The organism is Paenibacillus radicis (ex Gao et al. 2016), from assembly GCF_014641555.1.
In the GTDB taxonomy this organism is placed as follows: domain Bacteria; phylum Bacillota; class Bacilli; order Paenibacillales; family Paenibacillaceae; genus Pristimantibacillus; species Pristimantibacillus radicis.
The window spans coordinates 1-23,835 of sequence record NZ_BMHY01000002.1 but is presented as its reverse complement, the minus strand read 5'-3'; the positions used below and the strand labels follow the sequence as shown (position 1 = coordinate 23,835).

General features: G+C 48.5%; 23 protein-coding genes and 10 tRNA genes. 10 read left to right on the top strand and 23 right to left on the bottom strand.

All coding sequences use genetic code 11. From position 1 onward, the window contains the following. Nucleotides 1–367 precede the first annotated feature (367 nt). Both IEX98_RS05780 and IEX98_RS29085 read left to right on the top strand, forming a co-directional pair. Nucleotides 368–733, top strand: a complete 366-nt coding sequence (locus IEX98_RS05780) for a hypothetical protein (RefSeq protein ID WP_188888003.1) — start codon at nt 368–370, stop codon at nt 731–733. Nucleotides 734–798: 65 nt separating this feature from the next. Continuing rightward, on the top strand, nt 799–1,254 hold the full coding sequence (locus IEX98_RS29085; protein ID WP_229692003.1) for a WGxxGxxG family protein: 456 nt from the start codon (nt 799–801) through the stop codon (nt 1,252–1,254). 22 nt (nt 1,255–1,276) lie between these two features. On the opposite strand, the gene IEX98_RS05770 is transcribed toward IEX98_RS29085, so the two are convergent. From IEX98_RS05770 to nfsA, 9 genes are all read right to left on the bottom strand, one after another. Next, nucleotides 1,277–2,974, bottom strand: coding sequence for a helix-turn-helix domain-containing protein (locus IEX98_RS05770; RefSeq protein WP_188888002.1), 1,698 nt, complete (start codon nt 2,972–2,974; stop codon nt 1,277–1,279). 140 nt (nt 2,975–3,114) lie between these two features. After that, nucleotides 3,115–4,095, bottom strand: coding sequence for an ABC transporter substrate-binding protein (locus IEX98_RS05765; RefSeq protein WP_188888001.1), 981 nt, complete (start codon nt 4,093–4,095; stop codon nt 3,115–3,117). 208 nt (nt 4,096–4,303) lie between these two features. Further along, entirely contained in the window at nt 4,304–4,828 is a 525-nt protein-coding gene (locus IEX98_RS05760; RefSeq protein WP_188888000.1) for a hypothetical protein, read from the bottom strand. 268 nt (nt 4,829–5,096) lie between these two features. Then, nucleotides 5,097–5,170: transfer RNA gene (locus tag IEX98_RS05755), tRNA-Gly, on the bottom strand. A gap of 8 nt (nt 5,171–5,178) precedes the next feature. Next, nucleotides 5,179–5,255 (bottom strand) — tRNA-Pro (locus IEX98_RS05750). 25 nt (nt 5,256–5,280) lie between these two features. Beyond that, nucleotides 5,281–5,357 (bottom strand) — tRNA-Arg (locus IEX98_RS05745). 10 nt (nt 5,358–5,367) lie between these two features. Next, nucleotides 5,368–5,442, bottom strand: a tRNA-Gly gene (locus IEX98_RS05740). A 148-nt stretch (nt 5,443–5,590) separates the two neighbouring features. Beyond that, complete coding sequence (locus IEX98_RS05735) at nt 5,591–6,445, bottom strand: ABC transporter ATP-binding protein (RefSeq protein WP_188887999.1); 855 nt, start codon at nt 6,443–6,445, stop codon at nt 5,591–5,593. A gap of 205 nt (nt 6,446–6,650) precedes the next feature. Continuing rightward, entirely contained in the window at nt 6,651–7,391 is a 741-nt protein-coding gene (nfsA, locus tag IEX98_RS05730) for an oxygen-insensitive NADPH nitroreductase (protein ID WP_188887998.1), read from the bottom strand. A gap of 266 nt (nt 7,392–7,657) precedes the next feature. Between nfsA and IEX98_RS05725 the strand changes: the two genes are divergently transcribed. From IEX98_RS05725 to IEX98_RS05710, 4 genes are read left to right on the top strand one after another with little or no spacing between them, the layout of a single operon-like run. Continuing rightward, on the top strand, nt 7,658–10,021 hold the full coding sequence (locus IEX98_RS05725; RefSeq protein ID WP_188887997.1) for an AraC family transcriptional regulator: 2,364 nt from the start codon (nt 7,658–7,660) through the stop codon (nt 10,019–10,021). A 22-nt stretch (nt 10,022–10,043) separates the two neighbouring features. After that, nucleotides 10,044–10,946, top strand: coding sequence for an ABC transporter permease (locus tag IEX98_RS05720; RefSeq protein WP_308421747.1), 903 nt, complete (start codon nt 10,044–10,046; stop codon nt 10,944–10,946). Continuing rightward, nucleotides 10,946–11,818: a carbohydrate ABC transporter permease gene (locus IEX98_RS05715; protein ID WP_188887995.1), complete on the top strand. Its 873-nt coding sequence runs from the start codon at nt 10,946–10,948 to the stop codon at nt 11,816–11,818. Before IEX98_RS05720 ends, IEX98_RS05715 begins: the two co-directional genes overlap by 1 nt. A 17-nt stretch (nt 11,819–11,835) precedes the next feature. After that, the gene (locus IEX98_RS05710) at nt 11,836–13,371 is read left to right on the top strand and encodes an extracellular solute-binding protein (protein ID WP_188887994.1); all 1,536 of its coding nucleotides are present in this window, start codon (nt 11,836–11,838) and stop codon (nt 13,369–13,371) included. A gap of 44 nt (nt 13,372–13,415) precedes the next feature. Here the strand turns inward: IEX98_RS05710 and IEX98_RS05705 are convergent, their stop codons facing one another. Beyond that, nucleotides 13,416–14,687: a TolB family protein gene (locus tag IEX98_RS05705; protein WP_188887993.1), complete on the bottom strand. Its 1,272-nt coding sequence runs from the start codon at nt 14,685–14,687 to the stop codon at nt 13,416–13,418. A gap of 136 nt (nt 14,688–14,823) precedes the next feature. On the opposite strand from IEX98_RS05705, the gene IEX98_RS05700 reads away from it, so the two are divergent. Beyond that, nucleotides 14,824–15,666 carry a helix-turn-helix domain-containing protein gene (locus IEX98_RS05700; protein ID WP_188887992.1) on the top strand — a complete coding sequence of 281 codons (843 nt, stop codon included), beginning with the start codon at nt 14,824–14,826 and terminating at the stop codon, nt 15,664–15,666. Between the two features lie 68 nt (nt 15,667–15,734). Continuing rightward, a complete protein-coding gene (locus IEX98_RS05695) occupies nt 15,735–16,058 on the top strand; it encodes an MGMT family protein (protein ID WP_188888507.1) in 324 nt (107 codons plus the stop codon). A gap of 55 nt (nt 16,059–16,113) precedes the next feature. On the opposite strand, the gene IEX98_RS05690 is transcribed toward IEX98_RS05695, so the two are convergent. Together IEX98_RS05690 and IEX98_RS05685 are read right to left on the bottom strand one after the other, a co-directional pair. Then, a complete protein-coding gene (locus IEX98_RS05690; RefSeq protein WP_188887991.1) occupies nt 16,114–16,335 on the bottom strand; it encodes a hypothetical protein in 222 nt (73 codons plus the stop codon). 154 nt (nt 16,336–16,489) lie between these two features. Further along, nucleotides 16,490–17,686 (bottom strand): MFS transporter, encoded by a 1,197-nt coding sequence (locus IEX98_RS05685; RefSeq protein ID WP_188887990.1) that lies wholly within the window; start codon nt 17,684–17,686, stop codon nt 16,490–16,492. A 157-nt stretch (nt 17,687–17,843) separates the two neighbouring features. Between IEX98_RS05685 and IEX98_RS05680 the strand changes: the two genes are divergently transcribed. Continuing rightward, nucleotides 17,844–19,190, top strand: a complete 1,347-nt coding sequence (locus IEX98_RS05680; protein ID WP_188887989.1) for an ABC transporter substrate-binding protein — start codon at nt 17,844–17,846, stop codon at nt 19,188–19,190. 75 nt (nt 19,191–19,265) lie between these two features. Here the strand turns inward: IEX98_RS05680 and IEX98_RS05675 are convergent, their stop codons facing one another. Continuing rightward, nucleotides 19,266–19,829: a manganese efflux pump MntP gene (locus IEX98_RS05675; protein ID WP_229692002.1), complete on the bottom strand. Its 564-nt coding sequence runs from the start codon at nt 19,827–19,829 to the stop codon at nt 19,266–19,268. A 96-nt stretch (nt 19,830–19,925) separates the two neighbouring features. Continuing rightward, a complete protein-coding gene (gene ytaF / locus IEX98_RS05670) occupies nt 19,926–20,621 on the bottom strand; it encodes a sporulation membrane protein YtaF (RefSeq protein WP_188887988.1) in 696 nt (231 codons plus the stop codon). A 172-nt stretch (nt 20,622–20,793) separates the two neighbouring features. On the opposite strand from ytaF, the gene IEX98_RS05665 reads away from it, so the two are divergent. Further along, on the top strand, nt 20,794–21,456 hold the full coding sequence (locus tag IEX98_RS05665; RefSeq protein WP_188887987.1) for a DUF1232 domain-containing protein: 663 nt from the start codon (nt 20,794–20,796) through the stop codon (nt 21,454–21,456). Between the two features lie 16 nt (nt 21,457–21,472). Here IEX98_RS05665 and IEX98_RS05660 read toward each other — a convergent pair whose 3' ends face one another. The 9 genes from IEX98_RS05660 to IEX98_RS05620 form a co-directional block, all read right to left on the bottom strand. Then, on the bottom strand, nt 21,473–22,105 hold the full coding sequence (locus IEX98_RS05660) for a class F sortase (protein WP_188887986.1): 633 nt from the start codon (nt 22,103–22,105) through the stop codon (nt 21,473–21,475). Nucleotides 22,106–22,177: 72 nt separating this feature from the next. Further along, nucleotides 22,178–22,501, bottom strand: a complete 324-nt coding sequence (locus IEX98_RS05655; protein ID WP_188887985.1) for a hypothetical protein — start codon at nt 22,499–22,501, stop codon at nt 22,178–22,180. A 170-nt stretch (nt 22,502–22,671) separates the two neighbouring features. After that, nucleotides 22,672–23,154, bottom strand: a complete 483-nt coding sequence (locus tag IEX98_RS05650; RefSeq protein WP_229692001.1) for a ferritin family protein — start codon at nt 23,152–23,154, stop codon at nt 22,672–22,674. A 131-nt stretch (nt 23,155–23,285) separates the two neighbouring features. Beyond that, a tRNA-Leu gene (locus IEX98_RS05645) sits at nt 23,286–23,368 on the bottom strand. A gap of 22 nt (nt 23,369–23,390) precedes the next feature. Beyond that, a tRNA-Lys gene (locus IEX98_RS05640) sits at nt 23,391–23,466 on the bottom strand. Between the two features lie 10 nt (nt 23,467–23,476). Then, a tRNA-Gln gene (locus tag IEX98_RS05635) sits at nt 23,477–23,551 on the bottom strand. Between the two features lie 9 nt (nt 23,552–23,560). After that, nucleotides 23,561–23,636, bottom strand: a tRNA-Val gene (locus IEX98_RS05630). 27 nt (nt 23,637–23,663) lie between these two features. Beyond that, a tRNA-Glu gene (locus IEX98_RS05625) sits at nt 23,664–23,738 on the bottom strand. Nucleotides 23,739–23,755: 17 nt separating this feature from the next. Next, nucleotides 23,756–23,831: transfer RNA gene (locus tag IEX98_RS05620), tRNA-Thr, on the bottom strand. Nucleotides 23,832–23,835 lie beyond the last annotated feature (4 nt).

Below are 23,835 nucleotides of genomic sequence, written 5' to 3'. Positions count from 1 at the left end.
CCTGACAGGGCCTTATTGCGTCAACGCCGCCTGCTATCACGATGCATAAGACCCTCGCAGGGTCTTAACGACTCACATGAGGCAAAAAAAGCCGAGAAAATGAGCCGATTTCATTGAATAAGACCCTAACAGGGTCTTAACTGCGAAGAATGAGTGATCTTCTCAAGGCTTAAGACCCTCGCAGGGCCTTAACGACCCCAACTGCCCTTTAAATTGAACAAAGCCATAAAGAAAGCGTACAACACGCTGGCTTTATGGCTTCTTTTTTTCATTTTCCCATTATTATTGTGCTGCCCAAGGAGCATATGGTTGCCGAATGTGAAGACAATAGGTGGGTACTCAATTCACTTATCTGGAGGCTGAATACATGTACCAGAACTTAAACTTGTCGAGTCAGATCAATCAATGCGAGCAAATCGCACAACAAATGATCCAACAAACTCAACAAGCATCTCAAATGTATCAGCAATTGCTGCAGCAAGAGCAGCAAAACGCGAGAACACTTGAGGAAATCGCTCAAAAAGAGCAGCGCGCCGCTCAAATCATACAAACTGCGCTGCATGGTCATCAGCAAGCTGTACAACAATTGCAGCAAGTGACCCAAATTTGCCGTCAATTGGAGCAGTCCGCTGCTGCTCAACAACAACAGTATTCCATGAACAGCTTCCAGCCGCAGCATCAGCAACAACAACACAGCCATTACGAAAATCATAACCTAAGAGGCTTCCAATAAGACTATACAAGCCTAAGGCGTATTTTTCCGACTAAAATCATCCAAAAATCAGGAGGGATTATCCAATGAAAAAGACAGTTGGATTTATGTTAGCTACATGCCTGACACTGACCATATCGGCTTCGGCTTATGCCAATCAAAGCTCGATGAACAGCAATAGCACTTCTTCGTCGCCGATAACACCATACTCCAATTACCAGAACAACTCCGGAACCTATGGTGCCTATAACAACGGCACCTATAACGGTACCGGAAGAGGCTTTTCGACCGGAAACGGTCTAGGCACTTACTCGGAATACGGCACTGGTACTGGTACAGGCATGGGTACCAACAATTACAGAGGCTACTCCTACAATAACCATAACGCCGGTTCTTATGATACAACTGTTAACGGCAATCGTTACAGAGCTACTGCTGCCACAACCACAGCTACTAATAGAGGCTCAGGCTGGGGCTGGCTTGGCCTGCTGGGGCTGTTCGGCTTAGCAGGGATGCGCAGCCGCAACCGGGAAAGAACGTAACTGAAATAAGCAACAGCCGCTCCTAGGAGCGGCTGTTTTCCAACGAGCGCAAGCTGATCTTATTGTGCAAAACACCTGGTAATACAGTCAGCAGTTGTTCCAATGTGATGGCATCATCGTAGTTCCATTTGGCATGCATTCGATAAACAAGATTTTTTTGTACAGGCAATAGCTCCTGCCAAAACGGACTTTTTACTAGCAACTCCGCTGCATCCAAGGAGACCTGATCCTCACCAATCAATAAAAAAAGTCGATCCCCGGTGTAATTCTGCAGCATCTCAACAGAAATACCCTGAAAATCAATCCCTTGTTCAATTAATTCTCTAACCTTCTCAGAGGGCTTAAATCCAAGCGGATGATACAAAGTGGAGGCTAGTCCATTGGTGCCCATCACGTACAGCTCTCCGCCAACGATGACAATAACAGCTGCCGTTTCATTAACCCCAATATCCAGCCGTAATTGGCTCCACATCGCCTTCAGCTTCGTCTTATAGCTCTTAATCCACTTCTCGGCATAGGGACTCTTCCCTACAACAGCAGCCATTAATCGCAGCTGTTCGAAACTCGAATCTGCTCTATTAATGACCAAAGTAGGGGCAATACGGGATATCGGAACCTCTGTCAAACTCACAGTGCTGCAGCAGAAGATGAAGTCAGGCTCAAGCGCTTTTATTTTTGCATAATCCTCACTTGGACCAATATCATGAATATGCTGAAGCTTGTCCCGATACACGACCTGTTTGCCGATTACAGTCATATCAGCGCCTACAGGCCTCACCCCGAGCGCCATTAGATGACCTAATGGAAAACCAACAACGACAATTTTGGAATACTGCGGCTGGAGCGGGAGCTCAATCTTCAAGCCCTGATTATCCGTAATATTCAGCTTGCTTGGATGAGTACGTGCATATTGTTTAGGGGAAATACCCATAGACTGCCGGAATCTGCGGTTGAAATAATACTCATCCCTAAAACCGACATGATGTGCAATGTCTCGAAGCGGCCCATTGGATAGAAGCAGGAGCTCCTTGGCACGCTTCATCCGCAGCTCTGTTAAGTAATCCAAAGGCTTATTACCTGTAAGCTGTTGAAACAAAGAACTGTATTCTGCGCGCCGCACGCCTGCCTGCCTGGCCAGCAGCTCTACCGTAATATTTTCACCATAATGCTCTTTCATAAAAGCAACCGAGCGCTCTACAGCCCGCATGGCATCCTTAACGCTTTGCGAAGCCTCATCATGATGTTCAAGTAATAGCAATAGAAGTTCCTGCAAGCGTATCTGCTGTTTAAATAACGCCAGCTTACCCGTATTAGGTCGTTTATTAATAAGCTGCTCCAGCAGATCTACCACTTTAATGAACGGAGCTGGGGCGAGCGGCTGCTCGTATGTTAAGCACCCCTTCATGTCTAATACAAGTGTGCTACCGCTGTATATATTAAAAGTAATCCAATAGCCAGAGAGGAGGAAGTCACTGTCACTCAGTTGCTTCACTTTCAATTGGCTTTGAGGCCTTACGATTACAGCTGTGCCAGATCTAACCTGCACCGCCCTTCCATTAACGAGCAGAATGCCGTTGCCTTTCGCAAATACAACTATGGCGTGATGTCCTTCCAGCACGCTAGCATCTATTGAATGTCTATGACTGTCCCATTTACCCTCTTTATCGATAGCAAATCTAACATCAAGAAGTGATGGCGTTTCCTGCTCGTTCTGTTCCAATACGGGTCCTCCCGCCAATGACGTATTTGAGAACGATTATCATTTGTATAATAATTGTATAAAATAAAAAGAAGCTTAGCAACATGGAGTTGCAAGCTTCTTACTTTCACAGCAATAGGACGCCAACGAACCGGTCTGGTTTAATTCAAAATTTTCGGCAGCTCATCCAGCAATCTGTCCTTCGTAACCGGATCATCAAAATTCCATTTCGTTTCAATATAATAAACTCGTTTGTTAGCTACCGCTTCAATGGATTTGAACACTTTATCCTGGGTGAAAGATTCGGAAGCCGCCCTTGCCGCCTCGTCATCATCCGTGAGTATAAACAGATAATCTCCGGAGTATTCGGGCAAAACCTCGTTCGATATATCCGTGAATCTTTCATTGGTATCAATCAATTCCTTCTGAATTTTTGGCGTAGGTGCATATCCAAGCGTATCGTACAAAATATTGGCGAAGCCGCTATCTCCCATGACATAAAATTGCTTACCCAGCCGAATGAAAACAGCAGCTGTTTCGCCTTCTTTTACATCCAGCTGTTTTTTAACTTCCTCTGCTTTCCCTTTAAAGTCATTGATCCATTGCTCGGCTTCTTGTTTCTTGCCCAGCAGATCTCCGATTGCAAGCAATCGCTCAAAGGTAGTCAGCCTGTCATAGGTAACGGTAGGTGCAATCTTATTAAGCACATCGTAATCTTTAGGTTCATAGAGGGTACTGCCGCTATCCATAAAAATGAGGTCTGGCTCAAGTGCAAGTATCTTCTCTGGATTTGTCGCTGCTTCGCCAACGTCCTCGATACCCGTCAGCAAGTCTGGAAATACTACTTGTGAAGCAATTACCTCTAGATCAGCACCGACCGGTTTAATTCCGAGTGCCAGTACATCTCCCAGATCACTTCCTGTATATACAACCTTTTGAGGATGAGTTGGAATCTCAACCGTATGCCCCTTTGAATCCACAACAGATCTAGTGGCTGCTTCTGTTTGGCTTGCGCTTGGCTCTATCGTGGCCGAACTCCCCGTATTTACTCCTCCATTGGCCTTCGTGCCACAAGCCGCTAGCATAGCGGCCGTCAACGCTGTTGCTGCTATAGTGACGACAATTTTTCGTACCGTATGCATCTGATTTTAGTTCCCCCAATAAATGATTTATTATAAGATAATGATAATCATTATCTATTGTGAATCATAATAAAGATTACTCCTTGAAACAATGGAGAAACGTTACGATTTTTTTGGGATAAACGTAAACCGGAGTCTGTTTCTAAAGGCTATAGAAAGAAAAAAGATATCCCCCGTCGGAACGGTTGGATACCTTTCTACTAACCAATTACTTCATTTTTGTCGTAAGAATAGCGAATACGCCATACTTCTGCGGGTTATCCTTCGTAGCGCGGAACCAGACTTCGCCGCTTCCCGCCATTACACCCTCTTCTGTTGCCATCAAGGCATTGACCCTTTGATCCTTCAGTACTTTCTCAACATCGGCTGTAATGATTGTATCGTACTCCTCAAGAAATTGAGCTTTGTCCTCAATTGTACGTGTTTCTTTGCCGTCATGAACCATTAACGGATAAAGAATGAGATCAGCCAGCTTTTCCTTGTGATGAATCATAACCGAAACACGAACGTCCCGAAACATTTTACCAAACGCGATAGGATCGCTTACTCCGGCTGCCTCAAACGGATTGCCGACTACTTGTTCATCACCCGTATTCACTTTATCAATATCCGTGAAAGTAGGTATTCCGCCTCCATTGCTGCTGTTGCTGCTGCCTTTCGCGCAACCGGCACTCAGTGCGAGACATACAACCAGCGCGCAAGCTAACGCTGTACGCTTCCATGTTAATTTCATTTTTAAGTATCCTTTCCAACTACCATGCTGTATGGGATTTTCCCGCCGCTTATGCGCTTTGAGCTTGTACGCACAGGCTAACGGACATCTTTATATTCTAGCAAGCGCCGCCCAGATTGACAACTGAGTAGCGGTATTTGCCAATACTGGCCGGGCTTTTACAAGGTTTCGCCCCAAAACTGCCCCAGAAAAGGGCATAATATATGCCGCCGAGAAAAACAAAAACAAAAAAAGCCTTGCTGCGCAAGGCTTTCGGAATTTAATTAGATGGAGCGGGTGATGGGAATCGAACCCACGCTATTAGCTTGGAAGGCTAAAGTTCTACCATTGAACTACACCCGCAAAATAACTGGTCGGGATGACACGATTTGAACATGCGACCCCCTGGTCCCAAACCAGGTGCTCTACCAAGCTGAGCTACATCCCGACATTTGCAATTAAGTAAGTAAAAGTGGCGCGGCCTAAGAGATTCGAACTCCTGACCTTTTGATTCGTAGTCAAACGCTCTATCCAGCTGAGCTAAGGCCGCAAAAAAATTATGGAGCGGAAGACGGGAATCGAACCCGCGACCCTCGCCTTGGCAAGGCGATGCTCTACCGCTGAGCCACTTCCGCACGTTTCATTCGTCGTTTCGGCGATTGTTTCATCGCGGCGACAAGTAATAATATATCACCTTTGCGAAAGGAATGCAACTGTTATTTTAACTTTTTTCAAAAAAAGAAAGCTGTGCCGGCAACGGCACAGCTTTCTCCGTCGTATAAGCTATGCTCCAGCAGCAGCCAACATGGCCGGAGCAGGGGCAAGCTGATCCATCGCTTTATCTGCTACCGGCTCCGCAGCCAGCGCAAACGGCAGGCAAAGCGGTACGCCCGTACGCGGATCCGGTACGATATCAGCCTCAATATTGAACACTTCACGCATAATGTCCGGCGTCATAACTTCCACTGGAGAACCTTCTCCGACGACCGTTCCTTTTTTAATCGCAATCATATGATGCGCATAACGGGAAGCATGGTTCAAATCATGAACAACCATAACGATGGTACGCTGGTTGCGTTCGTTCAGCTTTTGCAGCAAATGGAGAACCTCCAGCTGATGCGCCATATCGAGGAATGTAGTCGGCTCGTCGAGGAACAAAATATCCGTTTCCTGCGCCAATGCCATTGCGATCCAGGCACGTTGGCGTTGGCCGCCAGACAGTTGGTCGACAGGACGATCAGCGAATTCGGTCATTCCCGTCGCTTCGATCGCCCAGCTTACGATTTTACGGTCATCCTTCGTCATCGAGCCAAAGCCCTTCTGATAAGGAAAACGTCCGTAAGAAACAAGCTCGGCTACTGCCAAGCCATCCGGTGCAGTCGGGTTTTGCGGAAGGATTGCAAGCTGCTTCGCCACTTCTTTGGTCGATTGCTTATGGATGGACTTGCCGTCCAGCATGACTTGACCGCCTGAAGGATTCATCAAGCGTGCCATCGTTTTTAGAATCGTCGATTTGCCCGATCCGTTTGAACCCACAAGCGCAGTAATTTTTCCTTGCGGGATAGCGATATTTAGATTTTGAACGATAAGGCGATCATCATAAGCAATGTCCAGATTCGAAGTTGTAAGGCGAATCATTTGACTTGCACGCTCCTTCCAGGCCCGTTTCCCGGGATATCATCTATTTGGTGAAATTTTTATGATAACAATTATCATTAGCACTACTTAATGATAATAGTTCTCACCTTTGATGTCAATGCCACGGGCAATTTAATTCTAAAATCCTTTTTATTTTGTTCACGCCATCGCCTCATATGCCAAAACCAATGCGCACTCCCCTGCCCTACTCCAGCCTAAAACCCTGTCCATACAGAAACTCACGCATATGCAGCCTCGGCGCATCTTTCTTGGCTGCCATCGCCTGTGACCAGCTCGTAGCGGCCTTCCCGTTCGTCCGTTCGCTCATGTAATCGCTCAATGTTACATTATATTGATCAATCGCTGGGTCAATGCGTTCCTCGCAATAGCCGTTCTCATGAAGAATTGCCTCTCTCGGCAACCGCGGCCGTACAAGCGGCTCCTGATCCGGCACGCCAATGCACATGCCGAACACCGGATAGACATACTGCGGCAATCGCAACAGCTCCGACACTTGCCTCGGATTGTTACGCAAACCGCCGATATAGACGATGCCAAGCCCCAGCGATTCGGCGGCAACAGCCGCATTTTGCGCGGCCAGCGCTGCATCGACTGTAGCGACGATGAAGTTTTCCGTCGTGCTGCGCGGCTCCTCGCCTTCGGGAAGCGCTCTAGCACCCGCCCGCTCATACCGGTGCAAATCGGCGCACCATACTAGAAACTCCGGGCATTGCGACACATATGCCTGATTGCCCGCCAGCACAGCAAGCTGTTCCCGCAACCCGGCATCGGTAATGCGAATAACGGTAAAAGCTTGCATATTGCTCGAAGTGGACGCATGCTGCGCCGCCTCTATAATGACATCCAACTGCTCCTTAGCGACCGGAGCGTCTTTAAACTTCCGAATCGAACGATGCCCCAGCATCACTTGAATCGTTTCATTCATAGCTTGTCCCTCCTCTTCATTCCGTGTATCCCCATCCCCATACTAGCACGTTCCAGGAGAACGACTCCAGCCCCTGTGTCAAATTGCCTCTTCCGTGTAAAATAAAGCGATACGCCGCGGTTTCTGGCTATTTGCTAAAAAAGTGCAATGGTTTGCGCGAAAAATATCCAATACGCTTAGCGCATCACTATAAAAATGTCTAATTGTCTGCAAGGATACGCCCTCCTATAGTGGGGATATGCAGACGGAGAAAGGGATTCGATCGAATGAAAAATGGCAGACCCCGGAACAACGTCAGCTTCTTCCATAAGAGCTTAATCATCACGCTGCTCATCTCAAGCATCCCATTAATTACGCTTGCTATCCTTACCTACTATACGGGGGTTCGCGAAATTGAACGGGAGGTCGGCCGTACCCAGGAGCTTCAGTATGCGCAAGTGTCAGAGAGGATGGATGCCCAGCTCACCCAATTAAAAATGACCGTCAATCAATGGGCATACAATCCGCTCATCATGGAGCTGCCTAACCACTCGATCGGGCAAGATGTCCGTTATACGCTCGATTTATTCAATCAATTGGTCGTGATGAAGCAATCGGACCCGCTTATTAGCCAAGTCTCCTTGCTGATTGGAGGCGACAAGCCGCTCCTGATCGACGGAGAGGACGGGAGCCTCCCGCTTCCGCAAAAGTTGTTCACGGAGCGCTACCTCCCTCTGCTGGAACAGCAGCAAATGATTTTTTGGACCGATCGGCTAGCAGCAACAGAGAACCGTACAAAAAACACGCTAAGCTTGTCACTCGTGCAAAAGGTTCCCGTATTAAGCGACCCCGCCTACGGTGCAATTATTGTCGGTCTTAATAAGGGGGAGCTAGCCTCCTTATTGGAGCAGCTTAGTCCGCCGGAAAAAGGAAGCGCATTCATTTTCAATCCGGATCAAGGTTATCTGGTCACTAGCGCGGCGCACCCCGCCGGAGAAGATGATACAAAGTCCAAGCTGAATGATGCCATTCTCACTGCTGTGCAGAACAGCGGGAAGAGCTCCGGTTCCTTCTCTTATTCTGCGGACCGGGAAGTGTACGTCGTCACCTACGGTCATCTGAAAAGCACAGGCTGGCTCTACGTTTGCGCAACACCGCTGTCCCATCTGATCAAGCCGGTAGAGCGAATATTCAAGCTGCCGCTATTCGCAGGAATACTGGGACTGGTCATTGCCTTTATTTTGTCATGGCTCGCATCAAAGCAGCTTTACCGGCCTCTGCTCTATTTGACGAAGGTGTTTGGACATGATCATCCAGCGTCCGCCGTCGATGCGCCCAGAAGGAATGAGGTGCAGTTCATCGAGTCCAGATGGAACTACCTGCTCCGGGAAAGGACAGATATGAAATTCAAGCTGGAAAAGGCAATGCCCGCCCTGCGAGACGGATTCGTGCTGCAGCTCGTGCAGGGGCATCTGAATGCCTTGCCGGACTACCGGATCCGCGAGCAATTCGAACAATACGAGCTGCCGACGGACAATGTCTGCTATTCCATGCTGCTAGTGGAGCTAAGCGGCTTTACCAATCGCTATGGCAATTTGGCGAGCGGCGACGACCGGCTCCTTACGTTCGCGGCTGCCAACATTATGGAGGAGATGCTCCAAGAGCAGCAACGGTCGGAGCACTCTCCACTGTCCATGCCTGCACTCGTCATTAACTTCCAAGACTTGACGATCGGGGTGCTGTTCACCCACTCTGACGAGTTAGCCAAGGAGCAGATCAAAGCTGCCGTCTCGGGATTTGGCCGGCAGCTGATCGCACCTTTGCAAACGTATCTGAAGCTCCAGGCAACCGTCGGCGTCAGCCGGGTGACTACATCGGTGAAGCATTTGTCCATCATGCTGGAGGATACCCGCCGGGCAATGCGTCACCGGGGAACCGAGACGGACGATTCTGTGATTGATACAGAAGCATTGGCGCCGGCAGGCGAGCCCGCTTCCATCTATCCTTTCCTTCAAGGAAACCTGCTTCTCCAAGCGCTGCAATCGGGCATGGAGGAGCAGGCTGCCCAGCACACCAAGGCTTTCATGGACGCCTTGCGCGCCAAATCGTCCAATGCGTACGCCATTCAGCAGGGCATGCTGCAATTGCTGGGCAACGTTCTTTTTACGATGATTCAGATGGGCAGCAATCCTCAGCAACTATACAAAGGGATCAATCTGTATGAGCAGCTGCTGCAGCTCCGTGAGCCCTCTGCCATGCTGGACTGGTTCAATGCGTCTGTACTCGCGCCTTTCATGGAGGAAATGCAGTCGCATAAGGATATGGAGATCAAACAGACGGTAGAGAAAGTGATCGCCCTCATGCAGGAGCATTACATGCAGGATCTGTCACTGGAGGATTGCGCCGAACGATTCGGTACTTACCCGCAGAAGCTCAGCGTCAGCTTCCGGCAATACGCCGGCGTTAACTTCATTGATTATTTAACCCGTTTACGATTAAACAGGTCAAAGGAACTGCTTGTCGGCACGCATTTGAAGATTAGCGAGATCGCCGCACAGGTCGGCTATCAGCCTGCTTATTACAACCGTACGTTCAAAAAACACGAAGGCCTCACGCCTGGACAATACCGTGAGAAGCATGCACCTGAGTAACGGCTTTAGGAGGAACGAGGTTATGAAGGTTCTAACCGGCATACGGAAAGATCTGTTTTTATATTTGCTTATATTACCGGGCGTCATCTATTTCCTGCTGTTCAAGTATGTTCCGATGTGGGGAATCATCATTTCATTTCAAGATTATTCGCCTTATATGGGGATGTGGAAAAGCCCTTGGGTCGGGTTCGAGCATTTTGTTACCTTGTTCAAAAATCCAGATTTCTTTCTGATTTTCCGCAATACGATGGTGATCAGCCTGATGAACATTCTGTTCTATTTTCCAATGCCGATCATTATTGCCCTTATGCTGAACGAGCTTCGCTTGAAACGGTATAAACGCGTTATCCAGTCCGTTATTTATTTACCCCATTTTCTGTCCTGGGTCATTATCTCGGGCATTACGTTTCTGCTGCTGTCCCAAAGCGGGGGCATCATTAACAAGCTGCTCGTCAGCTTTGGCTTCGAGCCGTACAATTTCCTGACGAATCCCGGCATCTTCTGGCAGCTGCTCACCGTGCAGAGCATATGGAAGGAGACCGGCTGGGGCACAATCATCTTCCTGGCGGCAATGGCCGGCATCGATCCACAGCTTAATGAAGCCGCTAAAATCGACGGTGCCAGCCGGCTCCGGCAAATCTGGCATGTCACGCTTCCCGGCATTCGCCACGTCGTCATCACGCTCTTGATCCTGCGGCTGGGCAGCATTATGGACGTCGGGTTTGAGCAAGTCTTCCTGATGATGAACAGCGCAGTTACGGATGTGGCGGACGTGTTCGAAACCTATGTCTACCGCAACGGTATTCAGCAAGGCCAATTCAGCTACAGCACCGCCGTCGGTTTGTTCACGTCGGTCATCGGCCTGCTCATGGTCATCGGCGCCAACAAGCTGGCCAAACGATTCGGCGAGGAGGGATTGTACTAATGAAAGAAGGCAAGCTGTTCGATTTCATCAATATCTTCATTCTGACCTTGGTCGGACTGGTGACGCTCTTCCCGCTCTACTACGTATTTGTCGTCTCATTCACCGATCCCGCCGAATATATCACCAAGCAAGGCTTCGTGCTGTTTCCGGAAAAATGGTCGCTGCTGTCGTACAAATACATCCTGTCCACCGCATCTTACATCCGCGCAACGGGCGTCAGCACGTTTCTTGCGACGGTAGGTACGCTGCTTAGTCTCATGGTTACGGCTACGCTTGCCTACGGACTTTCCCGAAAGCGCTTAAAAATCCGTAAACCGCTCATGCTGATGGTGCTCTTCACGATGCTGTTCAGTCCCGGCATCATTCCGCATTACATTCTCGTGCGCGATCTTCATCTGATCAACAACATCTGGTCATTGATCTTGCCTGTACTCAGCAGCGGCTGGTATGTGTTCCTGATGAAAAGCTTCTTCGACAGCATCCCGCCTGCACTAGAGGAAGCCGCTATGGTGGACGGCTACAATGACATCGGCATCTTTTTCCGCATCATATTGCCGCTGTCGCTGCCCGCTATGGCCGCATTTGGTCTCTTCTATGCCGTCGGCTATTGGAACACCTATTTCAACGCGGTTCTCTATATTAATGATTCTACGAAATGGCCGCTGCAAATTTTGCTGCAAAACATATTGATCGAATCGTCCACCTCATCGCAAGGCGCGGGCGCCGCAGAGCTGATGAATGAACAGCAGCTGCCCGCTCAAACGTTGAAAATGGCTGCCGTAGTCGTGGCGACAACGCCGATTCTCTTAATCTACCCGCTGTTGCAAAAGCATTTTGCCAAAGGCGTTATGCTCGGTTCCGTCAAAGAATAAAGGGAGGGTTTCTTTCTATGAAAAAGCAAATCAACCATTGGGTGAAGCTGATGCTTACTGCCTGTCTCGCCGTTACACTGCTCTCGGCCTGCGCATCCAATTCATCCGATCCATCATCCGGCCAAGGCGGCAAATCGTCCCCGGATGCCTCCGGCGATAAGCCGGTATCGATTAGCATTATTACCGAATTCAATACACCGGAAGCGCCGGGACCGGACAATCCCGTGCTGAAGGAATTCGAGAAAAAGACAAATACGAAGCTGAACATCATGTGGACGTCTCCTAACAGCTACGGCGATAAAATCAATCTCATTCTGGCATCCGGCGAAATGCCCGATCTAGTCAAAGTGCTGGACTTCAACAACTCGCTGATGCGTCAAATGATCAAGCAAGGCGCGTTCTGGGATTTGAGCCCGTACTTGAAAGACTATCCGCATCTGATGGAGTATCCGGAGGCGACATGGGAAAAGACGAAAATCGACGGCAAAAACTACGTCATTCCTTCCGTTCGTCCGTCCCACGGCGGTCCATGGCTGCCGATCATCCGTCAGGATTGGCTGGAGAAGCTCAAACTGGAGACGCCTCGCACGCTGGATGATTTGTTCAACGTCATGAAAGCCTTCGCTGAGCAAGATCCGGACGGCAACGGCGTCGCAGACACAATCCCGCTTCTTCCCCGCAATGATCTGGGCTGGGCGGAAGGCGTGCTCAATCACAGCAATGGCAAATGGAAGGAAACCGGCGGCAAGCTGATCGACACAACCTTCGAGCCCGGCACGCGTGAAGCGCTTGTCTGGCTGAACAAAGTGTTCGCAGCCGGCTATATGCCAGCCGATTACGCCATTATGAAGGAAACGCAATCCGAAGACTTAGCCAAAGCGGGCAAAGTTGGTATCTATCCCAACACAATCGAAGCGATCTGGCGCGTCCAAGCTGAGCTGATTAAGACGGAGCCGCAAGCGAACTTCCTGCCGCTCAGTTATTTGGAATCGGACGCAGGCACGTATGCCCCATCCTCGCCGGGCTTCAGCGGCGTATTCCTCATCCCGAAATCGGTGCCGGAGGATAAAATGAAACGCATTCTGGCACTGATGGATTACGGCGCTTCCGAGGAAGGCTTCACGCTCGCGTGCTTCGGTATCGAAGGCGTGCATTATACAGTAGGCGAAGACGGCTTCAAAACCGCCACCGATCAAGCATTCAAGGATAGCGTATCCCAAAGCTCGTTCGGCAAAGTGTTTGAACGTTCCGATCCCTACTTGTGGGCGTACCGTACCGGCATGCCAAAGGAGCTCTTCGAGCGCAACAAACAAATCGTAGACGAGCGGACTTCCCATTCCGTCGACGATCCAAGCGTTGGCCTAATCTCCGATACATGGCTCAAAATCGGACCGGACTATACGAAAAAGATGAATGATCTCAAAACCAAGATCATTATGGGCCAAGAATCGATTGAAGCTTGGGACCGTTATGTTGATACGTTGAAGGCCGATGCCAGCTACATGAAGGTCATCGATGAAATGAACTCCGCCTACGCCGCAAGAAAAGGATAAGACAGCGAAAGGCCCCTTGCCTTCTTACGGCAAGGGGCCTTCCGTTATTTCAAGAGGGGGCCGAAATCGGCGAGAAAGACTCGGCGTGTGCCATCGACATAACCGTTAAATACGACATGGCGCTGATCGGGCGCCCAGGCGGGATGCGGGTCCACCCGGAGAACCGGCGTAACGCTCGTTCCGGGGTTGCCGACCGGTATCCTAATAGCCAGCTTTTCTGTCCCGTTTTCCAGATTAATGAATCTTAAAGGGACGGAGCCATCGTCAAACGCGACCTTTTCTTTCTCGTAAGCATCAGTCAGCATATGCCTTCCGTTCGGATGCACGGTGGGATGACCAGAGCCGGGCACGGCTTCCGTTATTTTGACAAGCTCCGTACCATCATCATTAACCTGAACCAAGTACAACTGCTTGTCGCCGTCCAGGCACAAATTCATCGATAGTCTGCGCCCGTCCGGGAACCAGTTGATATGATGGCCTCCCTTGTCCCATTGCTCCGGTCCGACGGCTACATGAATGTCGCTTCCATCCGGCTTCATCGTTAACACCCAGAACTTCAACGCTTGTTTGTGCAGCATATTCCATGGCTGCTCTTCATCGGTTTTGAACCAGCGCATGGTGAAAATGAGCCGGTCACCCTGCGGGTTGTACTTGCAATGGAAGCCATAGCACTCGCCATCGGCGTAGCGCTCCCAATCGATAGCAGGCTTCGCCCGCTCCACGATTTGCCGCAATGAAACGAGCAGCCTCCGCTTTCCCGTCTGTACATCGGTCGCATAAAGGCCGTCATCGTCTGGAAACCCGGTATTGCGAGGAACGAAAACATCCGGTACCATGACACCATAGCCAAATTGCGTCCGTCGCATCCGCTTCATACAAGCGGAGATGATCGTCTGGCCATCCGGCGATATTTTGTAAATACCGCCCTCAAGGCGGCGCTTATGTCCCGTTAGCAAGTTAAGCTCGATACAGATTGGCTCCCATATCGCCGTATCGACATCATTATAATACAGCGTCTCATCGGTTGGACCCCAGTTCATGTTCGCGCCAAGCTGAGGCTCCCAACCCCGGCTGCTCGCGGCGATCCGTTCTTCGCCGGTATGGAGATCGATGACGGCGACGTTAGCCGTCTCTCCCGGCTCTGGCAGCCTGTCCTCCTGCGGCATTTGCAGCACAGCGACATAGCGGCCAGATGGGCTTACCGCCGAGGTATCGAAAAAACGGTGAAAGCTGCCTTTGCTGTCAGGCGTCAGGCACCATACGGGAATAAGCGGATCAAAGCCGGTATAGCGTGGAAATTTCTCACTAATGATCAAGGGGCATAACTCCTTTATATGGCGGAATGTAAAAATGTAATTTCCCCTTCATTGTAATACTGCCCGATGAAGCGGGTTTATCCGGGAGCGGCTTTTCTTTGTCGCTAAGCGCGAATGAATTCAGGAGGCTGTTGGCATGAACCATCACGGACTGCAAATTCAATGGGCCGCCCGCTATGAATACAAGCGGGGCGATCGTCTGGAGCCCCATCAGCATCGTTTCTTTCAGTTAATTTATTTCGTCGACGGAAGCGGCAGCTTTACGCTGGATCAGCAAGCCGTTCCGATCTCTCCCGGCGTTTTCTTTCTAATTGCGCCTGGCGTTATGCATGGCTTCGCCCCCCAAGGCGGCCGGGCCAGCCGCACGCTTGATCTGAAGTTTAATCTATACGACGATGAGCTGATTGACACTGCGCTTGGCTGTGCAGGCTCTTTTATGGACGAAGATGGGCAAATAAAACCGCTGCTGGAACAGATCCGGAGTGAAGGCGACGGCAAGCAGCCCTATTATCAGGCGATATCCGCGCTGATGTTGAGCCAGCTGGTTTATAACCTGGCAAGGAAACGGACATTAGCTGAGCCGGATGCAGCGTCTGCAGCGGGACAAGATAAGGGGCTCACCTACGAGCCGCAAGAGGCGGCGCAAAGGCTGGCAGCCTATGTCGAAGCTCATTTTGCACAGGATATTTCCTTGAATGACGCGGCTTATGAGATCGGCTACAGCAATAGTTATTTGGGACGGGTATTCCGCGCCAGCTATGGAGTGACTTTCTCGCAGTATTTGCGCCAAGTGCGAGTTGAACAAGCGCAAAAGCTCATTACCGGGACGCCCGGCAGCTTGAAAACGATCGCCTGGCAGGTCGGGTTCAAGACGATTTACCATTTTACCCGCGTGTTCAAAGAAGTTGAGGGTATGTCTCCAGGAGAATGGCGTCAGAGGGAGCAAGCCGGTATTCGCAAAGATATCTATTTCGATTAATCGCTATGCTATGCTTAGAGAAAGCAATAAAGAGAAGAAGGAGAATGGTGATGGGAACGGAAAGCAAATTGCAGCCTTTTACGGAGAGGGTGCTTCGCATCATTAAGGAAATACCCGAAGGTTATGTGATGACGTACGGGCAAATTGCGGCTGTTGCCGGCAGCCCTAGAGGGGCAAGACAGGTCGTACGGATTTTGCATTCGATGAGTAAAGCGCATAAGCTCCCCTGGCACCGGGTTGTTAACGCCAAAGGTGAGGTCGCGGTCATGGATGACGAGTCGCGCTCGCTTCAGATGCTTTATCTAGAGAGTGAAGGCGTGGAGTTTTATCGGAACGGCCGGATCGATCTCGATCAATACCGTTATGTGCCTGAAGATCTCGATCGGTTGTAAAATAAAAAAGGGAATCATATTCCCCCTATGATGGGACAAATGATTCCTTACTAGTCTATGAAGAGTAATTCAGATCCCGTATAATCTGCAACAGCTCGGCTTTCTGTTGTTTGGTTAAATACTTCGTAAATTTAATGTACATGCCGGAAGCCGTTGCCTGCACAAGAAAACCGCTTGGACTCTTGTACCATTGTTCAATGACTTTAACATACGCGTCTCTCGGCTGAGAGGCCACGCTCACCATAATTTCGGTTCCGTCTGCGAATACTTGATCCATAGCTTACCTCGCTGCGCTCGTTAGTAAATAATAATAGGTCTTTCGCTGCATTCGGACCACAATTAGCCCTATAGCCATCATACCACATAAGTAAAATTTGCTATATATCCGGTTTTTATAAGATGACTAGAAACGGCACATTATTCCTTTATTCTCAAGGGAGTGAACTTGCCTCTTCTTTTGGAAAACGCCAGGCAATGGGTATCGCCAGCAGCACGACCGCAATGAGCAGACCGATAGCAGCTATACGATGATCCAGCAGAAGCTGAACTGCGAGCGTCAGCACGATGCCGCCAAGATTGCCGAACATAAGCAGCAGACCGGCCACCGTACCTGCCTCGCGAAGCGAAGCCCGCTTCTCCGCCGAGGAGAGAATAACCGGCAGATTGGCAAGCAGCATACAGCCTGTTACGGCGAACATTCCGATAAATATCGGAAATGAAGCGCCTCGTGCAAGAGCAGTCAACGCTGCCGCGCTAACTAATAGCGATATAAGTAAAGCTCCTCTCGCTCTTCCCCCCTTGGCAGCCCAGCCGGGAATGAAAGCCGCTCCGGCGATACCGGCAAGCGTCATGCCGCCAATGCCAAGCCCTACTTGGGCCGAATCAAGTCCTATCGGAATCGCCAACACTTCCAGCCAAGTCGTCAAGGTGACAAACAACCCAAAGCCGGCGAATAAAAGCAGGCTATATAACCGCACCCATGGATAAGCCCATACCGCGCGAATAGATGTAAAAACTGTCGTGCCAGCGTTCGAGTGATCGTTATACATTGCTGGAGCGCGAAGCGCCCAGAGCAATAAGATGCCTGCAATAACGGCGAGTGATGCTTGAATAAGATGAATGGAAATAAGCCCTCCCCATTCCATGAGGTATGGCGAACTCACCGTTGAGATAAGAATACCGACGAACAAGCTCGCTGTCCCGGCGGCAATGGCAACGGGGCGTTTGGAAGGAGCCGCGTAATGACCTGCCAGCTTATTAATCGCGTTAAGGATGAGCGGCTGACCAATCGATATGACAATTTGTCCAGCAAGCGCCCACCCGTAGCCGGGCAGAATGCGCAGTACAGCGCCTGCCACGGTTGCAGCTATTCCAACGGCTAAGGAGCTTTTGAAACGGCGATCCGCCCAATAACCAAAGGGTACTGCCAGTAAAACATACAGGAGCGGAAACACTTGTGCAAGCCAGCCTACGGCATCGATCGAAACGCCCCATCTTTCCGCAGCTGCTGTTGTAATTGGCGTGTACGTGACCCATAGAAGCTGTGTCACCGCCGCGAGACACGCATAAGCGATCAGAACGGACCACCGCGTCGTCCCGCCGCTTGGATAATCATTGGAATGGTTCATCCCGCACCTCTATCAATATTACTTTAAGTATGTCTATTTATACGGATTCACTGGCTAATAGACAACTTGCCCGCTCTATTCGATTATTCTACTTATATTACGAGCGGTTGGCTTTGCTTATGCTGATTACTTAATCTAATTCAGAGGAGGGACTTTAATGAATGCTTTTCTCCGCCTGCTTCCCTGTTGTATCATCTTGGCTATCTTATTTACCGGATGTACGCAAACGGCAGAGACTGAACAGACTAAAATTAAAGTGATGTATGACAATGAATATTCGTTCCAATCCGAATACGGTAACGTATTCGCTGTCGAACATCCGAATATAGAGCTTGAAGTGTCAGAGATTACAGTCGGTCAGTATGAGCCTGGTGGAATCAATAAACTGAAGAAAGAGCTGGAGCAGGAAAAACCAGATGTGCTGTACTTGACTCCGGAACAATATAAAGAGCTGCTGCGGGAAGGAAAGCTGACGGCTTTGGACGGTTTAATCAAGACCTCCAATTATTCGCTGAATAGCTTCCATTCAGGGATATTAGATATCTTAAAGCAAATGGGAGACGGAGAGTTGTTCGGATTGGCGCCTATCTTTGATGCATCAGCTTTATTTTATAATAAAGAGCTGTTTGACCGCTATCACATTGAGTATCCAACCGATCAAATGACATGGGATCAAGTACTTCAATTAGCGCAGCGTTTTCCGGGCAAGGATGAGTCAGGCGAACACCTTTATGGATTGTCGCTGCAGTTTTGGGAATCTACCCCAAGCGGCTTGCTTGAACGGCTTAACGGTATAGAAGGCTTAGCAGATTATGATTTCAAACAGAAAAAAATATTAATCAAAACGGATGCAAATCGCAAAAATGCAGAAAAAGCAGTGGCACTTTTTGAAAAAGAGGTCATCCCTTATTATGAAATCCAGAACGGAATGATTGAAAGCGACGATGTCGAAAAAGAACCGTTTATCACCGGCAACTCTGCTATGTATTTAGGCAGCTTTACTTTTTTTAACACTCTTGTCCGACTGACAGCCGAAAACGGTAATAAGATGCAATGGGATATGGTCACGGAACCGATCAATCCGCAATTTCCGGATCAAGCGGTATCCTTCTCCCTTATCAAAATATTCGCGATTAATGCGGAATCGTCTAATCAGCAAGCCGCATGGCAATTTATTCAGTTCGCCAATAGCGATTCATTAGCAAAGTTGAAATCCAAGAGCAATTTCTTTCTACAGTCTCGCACAGGTACGATGAATGAAAAGAATGGTCACAGCCTGGAGCCGTTTTACAAACTGAAATTTACTCAAAGCTTCTCCTATCCCGAAGAGAACCTTCAGCTCTTCCTAAGGGAGTATGGTGCACTTAAGAGAGCGCAATTCAAAGAAGTGCTGGATCACAACAAAACGTTGAATCAAGCGCTCGAGACAATTGAGGCAGAGGGCCAGCTTTTGCTAGGCGCTGCTTCGCTTCAACCTAATGATTCAGAGCAGCAGGCGCGGTAGAAGTATAACTGCCTGTTAATGGAGCGCTCTAACACAACAAAAAGCGGCCCGGACAGGTCGCTTTTTGTTGTTCCATTACACAAACACCTCATACAAACCGATAGCAATTAACATCAACCCGCCGATCAGAGCCGAGTATTTGCCTATCCAAGTTCTTGAAATCTGGTGCCCGATACTCACCCCAAGAGCCACCGTTACCAGAGAGAACACCCCGACCGAGATGGCCGTCATAACAGGAGAAACACCGCTAACCCCTGCTCCAAACCCCGTAGCCAAACAATTTAATGAAAGTGCCAGACCTAACGAAATGGATTCACGCCATGAAATTTGTTTTTGGTAATCGCCAAGTACAAGCGGGCTTGACTCAACTTTCGCCGAAGCTTTAAACCGGATGCTGCTTACGCCTAATGCCATTATAATAATGCCGCCAATGAGATTAGCGTACCTAGGGCTCATATACCCCGATATGAGATGACCCATCGTAATCGCTAAATAGGCGGCAGTCATACCCACAATAGCAATTAACAGATTTGATAGGATCGGAATTTTGGTCGAGCGTGTTCCAAACGATACGCCTATCCCCAGATTATCAATATTGGAAGCAAAACCGATCATTACAATTGAAATCCAATGCATCATTCAACCCCCTCTCTCATCTACTACAAGCAGAATCTACTAAATAGAATATGCTAGAGTTGGTTGAATTGTGTTTGGCATGGATGTGTCCGTTAAGTCTTAGAAGAAGCTATTAACGGCGATTAATAATAGAATAATGCCGCTTACCATTGTTCCGAACTGCCCTAATGTAAAGGGTCCAATCCGTACCCCTGCAACTTTGCAGCCTACCCATACCCCAAGCCATACAGTCAGGAAGCTGCCGCCTGCAGCCATTAAAGAAATGATCAGTGGCGATATGCCGAGCAATCCGGCGCTCAGTCCGTTAGTCATTGCATTAGCCGAAAGCGCGACTCCTAAAATCAATGATTCGAATATTCCGATATGCTTCGATTTATCCAGATCCACACTTTCCGGATTTCGTAAAATCGCCGATAGCCCTCCTACTCTTGATGCAGGCACTACTGCAGATACTGCTGCTGGCCCACCCTCTTGCCCTTGCTGAACCTGTTGCTCCGGCAGACCTGGTTGCTCCGCTGTCTCCTCCACTTTACGCGGGACTGATAACAGGATAATACGAAGTCCTATAATGAGAAGAACAAATGCACTGAGCAAGACGGGAAGCACGCCCGGGAGTACGGCAGAAATCCATTTTCCAAACCAAATGCCCGAATAACTAAATAGGAAGCACACGGCAGCAATGAGTAAATTTGAAAGGAATCCAATTCGTATTTCTCGAATGCCGTAAGAAAGTCCTACACCTAAATTATCTAGACTAGATGAAATGGTAAAACCAAGAATAAGCAGCCACGTCATATGTGATCACCTCAAGTTGTTATTTGCTATCAATGTATGAAGTGTTGAGATTTAAGTGCATGTACATTGAGAAAAACTCAACAACCCTTTGCCTGTTGATGAATAAATGCATGGTAAATTTCTCAAAATGACCTCATATACTATAGAAAGAAGAAAAACTGGAGGGATAAGAATGGATGGGTTTGATCAATCGAAGGAACATGCTCTCGGAGACTTGCTCAAATACTTGATCAAGAAGCATTCGCTCTCCATGCGCAAGCTTGGCAGTCTTTGCGGAATCGATACCGCAACCATATCGAGAATTGTGAATGGCAAACAACAGCCTAAACTGATTCACTTGAAAGCTTTTTCGGAGCATCTGCAAATTTCGCTCGAAAAACTACTAGAGGCTTCCGGTTATGAGATGACGGGTGACAAAAACGAAAGCGATACCGGAATTTTCGATTCGCTTCATGCGATAAAAGACATGCTCGGAAATTCCAATCTGTACGATCCCGATGTGACAACGGCACGGATCGCGCAGGAACTGGATAAGTATGAGCAATATGCACGGACTGAAGAAGGTCATCGTATGATCTGTGATGAATTTCATGCGAAAGTCAAACAAGTTAACGGCGCAGGGCCATTCATCGAGCATCTGAAAAAAATGTATATGCAATATTGCAATGAAGATACGCTAGGACATGATCGCTCCGTGCTCGGCAGCGCTTTACTCTATTTTATTCTATCGGCGGACATCATCCCTGACTATATCTTTCCAATCGGCTATCTGGACGACGCCATTGCCGTTCATTTAGTGCTCGACCGCTTGAATCAACAAGGCTTCACCGCATAAAAAAATCCGTTACAACCTATTGGCCATAACGGACTTCCTGCAGTTTTGTGAATACAACCAGCCGGGCCTCATGTTCCTTTTTGCTTCTGCTGTATTTTCCAGTGCACGTTATTAAGTTCAAATGAGCACCATCTGCAGGTCCAAATATTTTTTGAACCGGCGCATCGGCCGTTTTGAAGGTTTCAACTGATTCTACGTTAAATTGAAGCACACGACCGCTTTTATTCCTAATCAGCACTTCATCGCCCGGCTTCAGCTTTTTCAATCTAAAGAAAACAGCTGGCCCTGTATAGCTATCGACATGTCCATCCATAACCGCATTACCGGTCGCACCTGGCAAAATGCCCGTGCTGAGAAAGCCAACCTTATCCGTACTTTGGGGAATATCCATTTGACCATCCTCCAGAACGGATACTGGCTCGACTTGCGCTTGAAGCTGAATCGCTGGAATAAACAATTCAACTGGTACAATCCCGGTTGCGAGCGTTATATTCTGAGCTCGCTTCTTAATAACAAGAGGTATTTGGGGCTTAGCTGCTGGTGGTGAAGCACTCTTGTTGAACTCGGTTAGATGCTTGGCTGGAGGGTTTAAAGGAGGTTTGGCCGGACTCGAACAGGAGCTGCTGCCTATGCATACAATCATTAACATCAGTAAATATGCAATCCATTTATTATTCATCTGATAAAAGTAAAGAGGGGTATGACCCTCTCTTTATTCCCCTTATTCGGTTTGTTCACTTGCACCGCCGAAACCGGATTTCGGCATTTTTGTCGCTTTTGTTGAGAAGCTTTTTGCGTGCAGCTTTTTGGCTTCACTTGTTCCTTTAGCATGAAGTTTATGCGCCTTTTTTACGCTTTTTGCATGCAATTGCTTAACATGCTTGTTGTGTACTTTTTTCGCATGCACTTTTTTAGCGTGGACTTTCTTCTCGTGTGCTTTTTGTTCATGATGCTTCTTCTCAGTCGTTGGGGCAGCAGCATATGCTGCAGAGCCTGCTGAAAGCAACATACATGCGGATACAACTGCAACGATCATTTTTTTCATGTGTATGACCTCCTATTGGGGTTTGCCCACATACATTTTTGCCCTTATCCCTATAGGTTATTGGTGCGAATAACTTCCAAAAAACTTTAGATATTTTAAACAGCAAAAAACCCTTGGGCTACAAGGGTTTTCTCATGATACGATACGCACAACAAGTAGAGAGGGTTAATTTAACTTAAATTCAATGTAATCAGATAATTATACTTCGCAGCGTGCTTTAGCTCATCTAATATGACACCGTAAACCGTATCTTTATAAATGCCGGCAGGCAATCCGAACCATATCTTACGATAGTTTTCCACCGCGCTTAATTCCCCCATCAAGGCGCGCTGTAGACCCTCTGTATAGAATTGCACACGCTCATATTGCTCACTGCTGATGCCTGCAATTTCCTGTCCCGTCAAAGCCCGATACATCTCTCGAAACATTTTATTGTGGACGCGCTCATCATTACGGATGCTTTCGATAATGGCCGCCTGCTCTTTTGTCGGAGCCAGATTGATCAATTCATCGTAGAACAGCTCATCGTTACGCTCCCCTTGTACCGCTTGCGTTATCATTTGTAATGCTTCTGGAAATCCTATGCTCCAAATAGGTACAAAATCGGCCCTTATATAGTATGGATTTCCCCAGTATGAAGGTACTTGATACAAGTTTATGTCCCCCCAACAATAGTATATACAAAGTATATGAGTATCTGCCTATGTCGGTTCCTAATTAACACACTTGAAATAGATTATTAAACAGCAAAAAACCCTTGGGCTACAAGGGTTTTCTCATGATATGGTGCGCGTAGAGGGACTTGAACCCCCACGGTCGCCCGCCAGATCCTAAGTCTGGTGCGTCTGCCAATTCCGCCATACGCGCATGGGTGAAGCTAGGATAAAAATGGTGAGCCATGAAGGACTCGAACCTTCGACACCCTGATTAAAAGTCAGGTGCTCTACCAACTGAGCTAATGGCTCTTATTAAAAGTGGCTGGGGATTCAGGGATCGAACCTGAGAATGACGGAGTCAAAGTCCGTTGCCTTACCGCTTGGCTAATCCCCATCGGCTAACTGGTGGAGGCTGAGGGGATCGAACCCCCGACCCTCTGCTTGTAAGGCAGATGCTCTCCCAGCTGAGCTAAGCCTCCAAAGGCGCTTTGCTAATAAGAAGTTGTTGGTGACCCGTAGGGGATTCGAACCCCTGTTACCTCCGTGAAAGGGAGGTGTCTTAACCCCTTGACCAACGGGCCATATGTAAAAGATGTCCTGGAGCTCTCAACCGGGATCGAACCGGTGACCTCATCCTTACCATGGATGCACTCTACCTACTGAGCTATGAGAGCATAT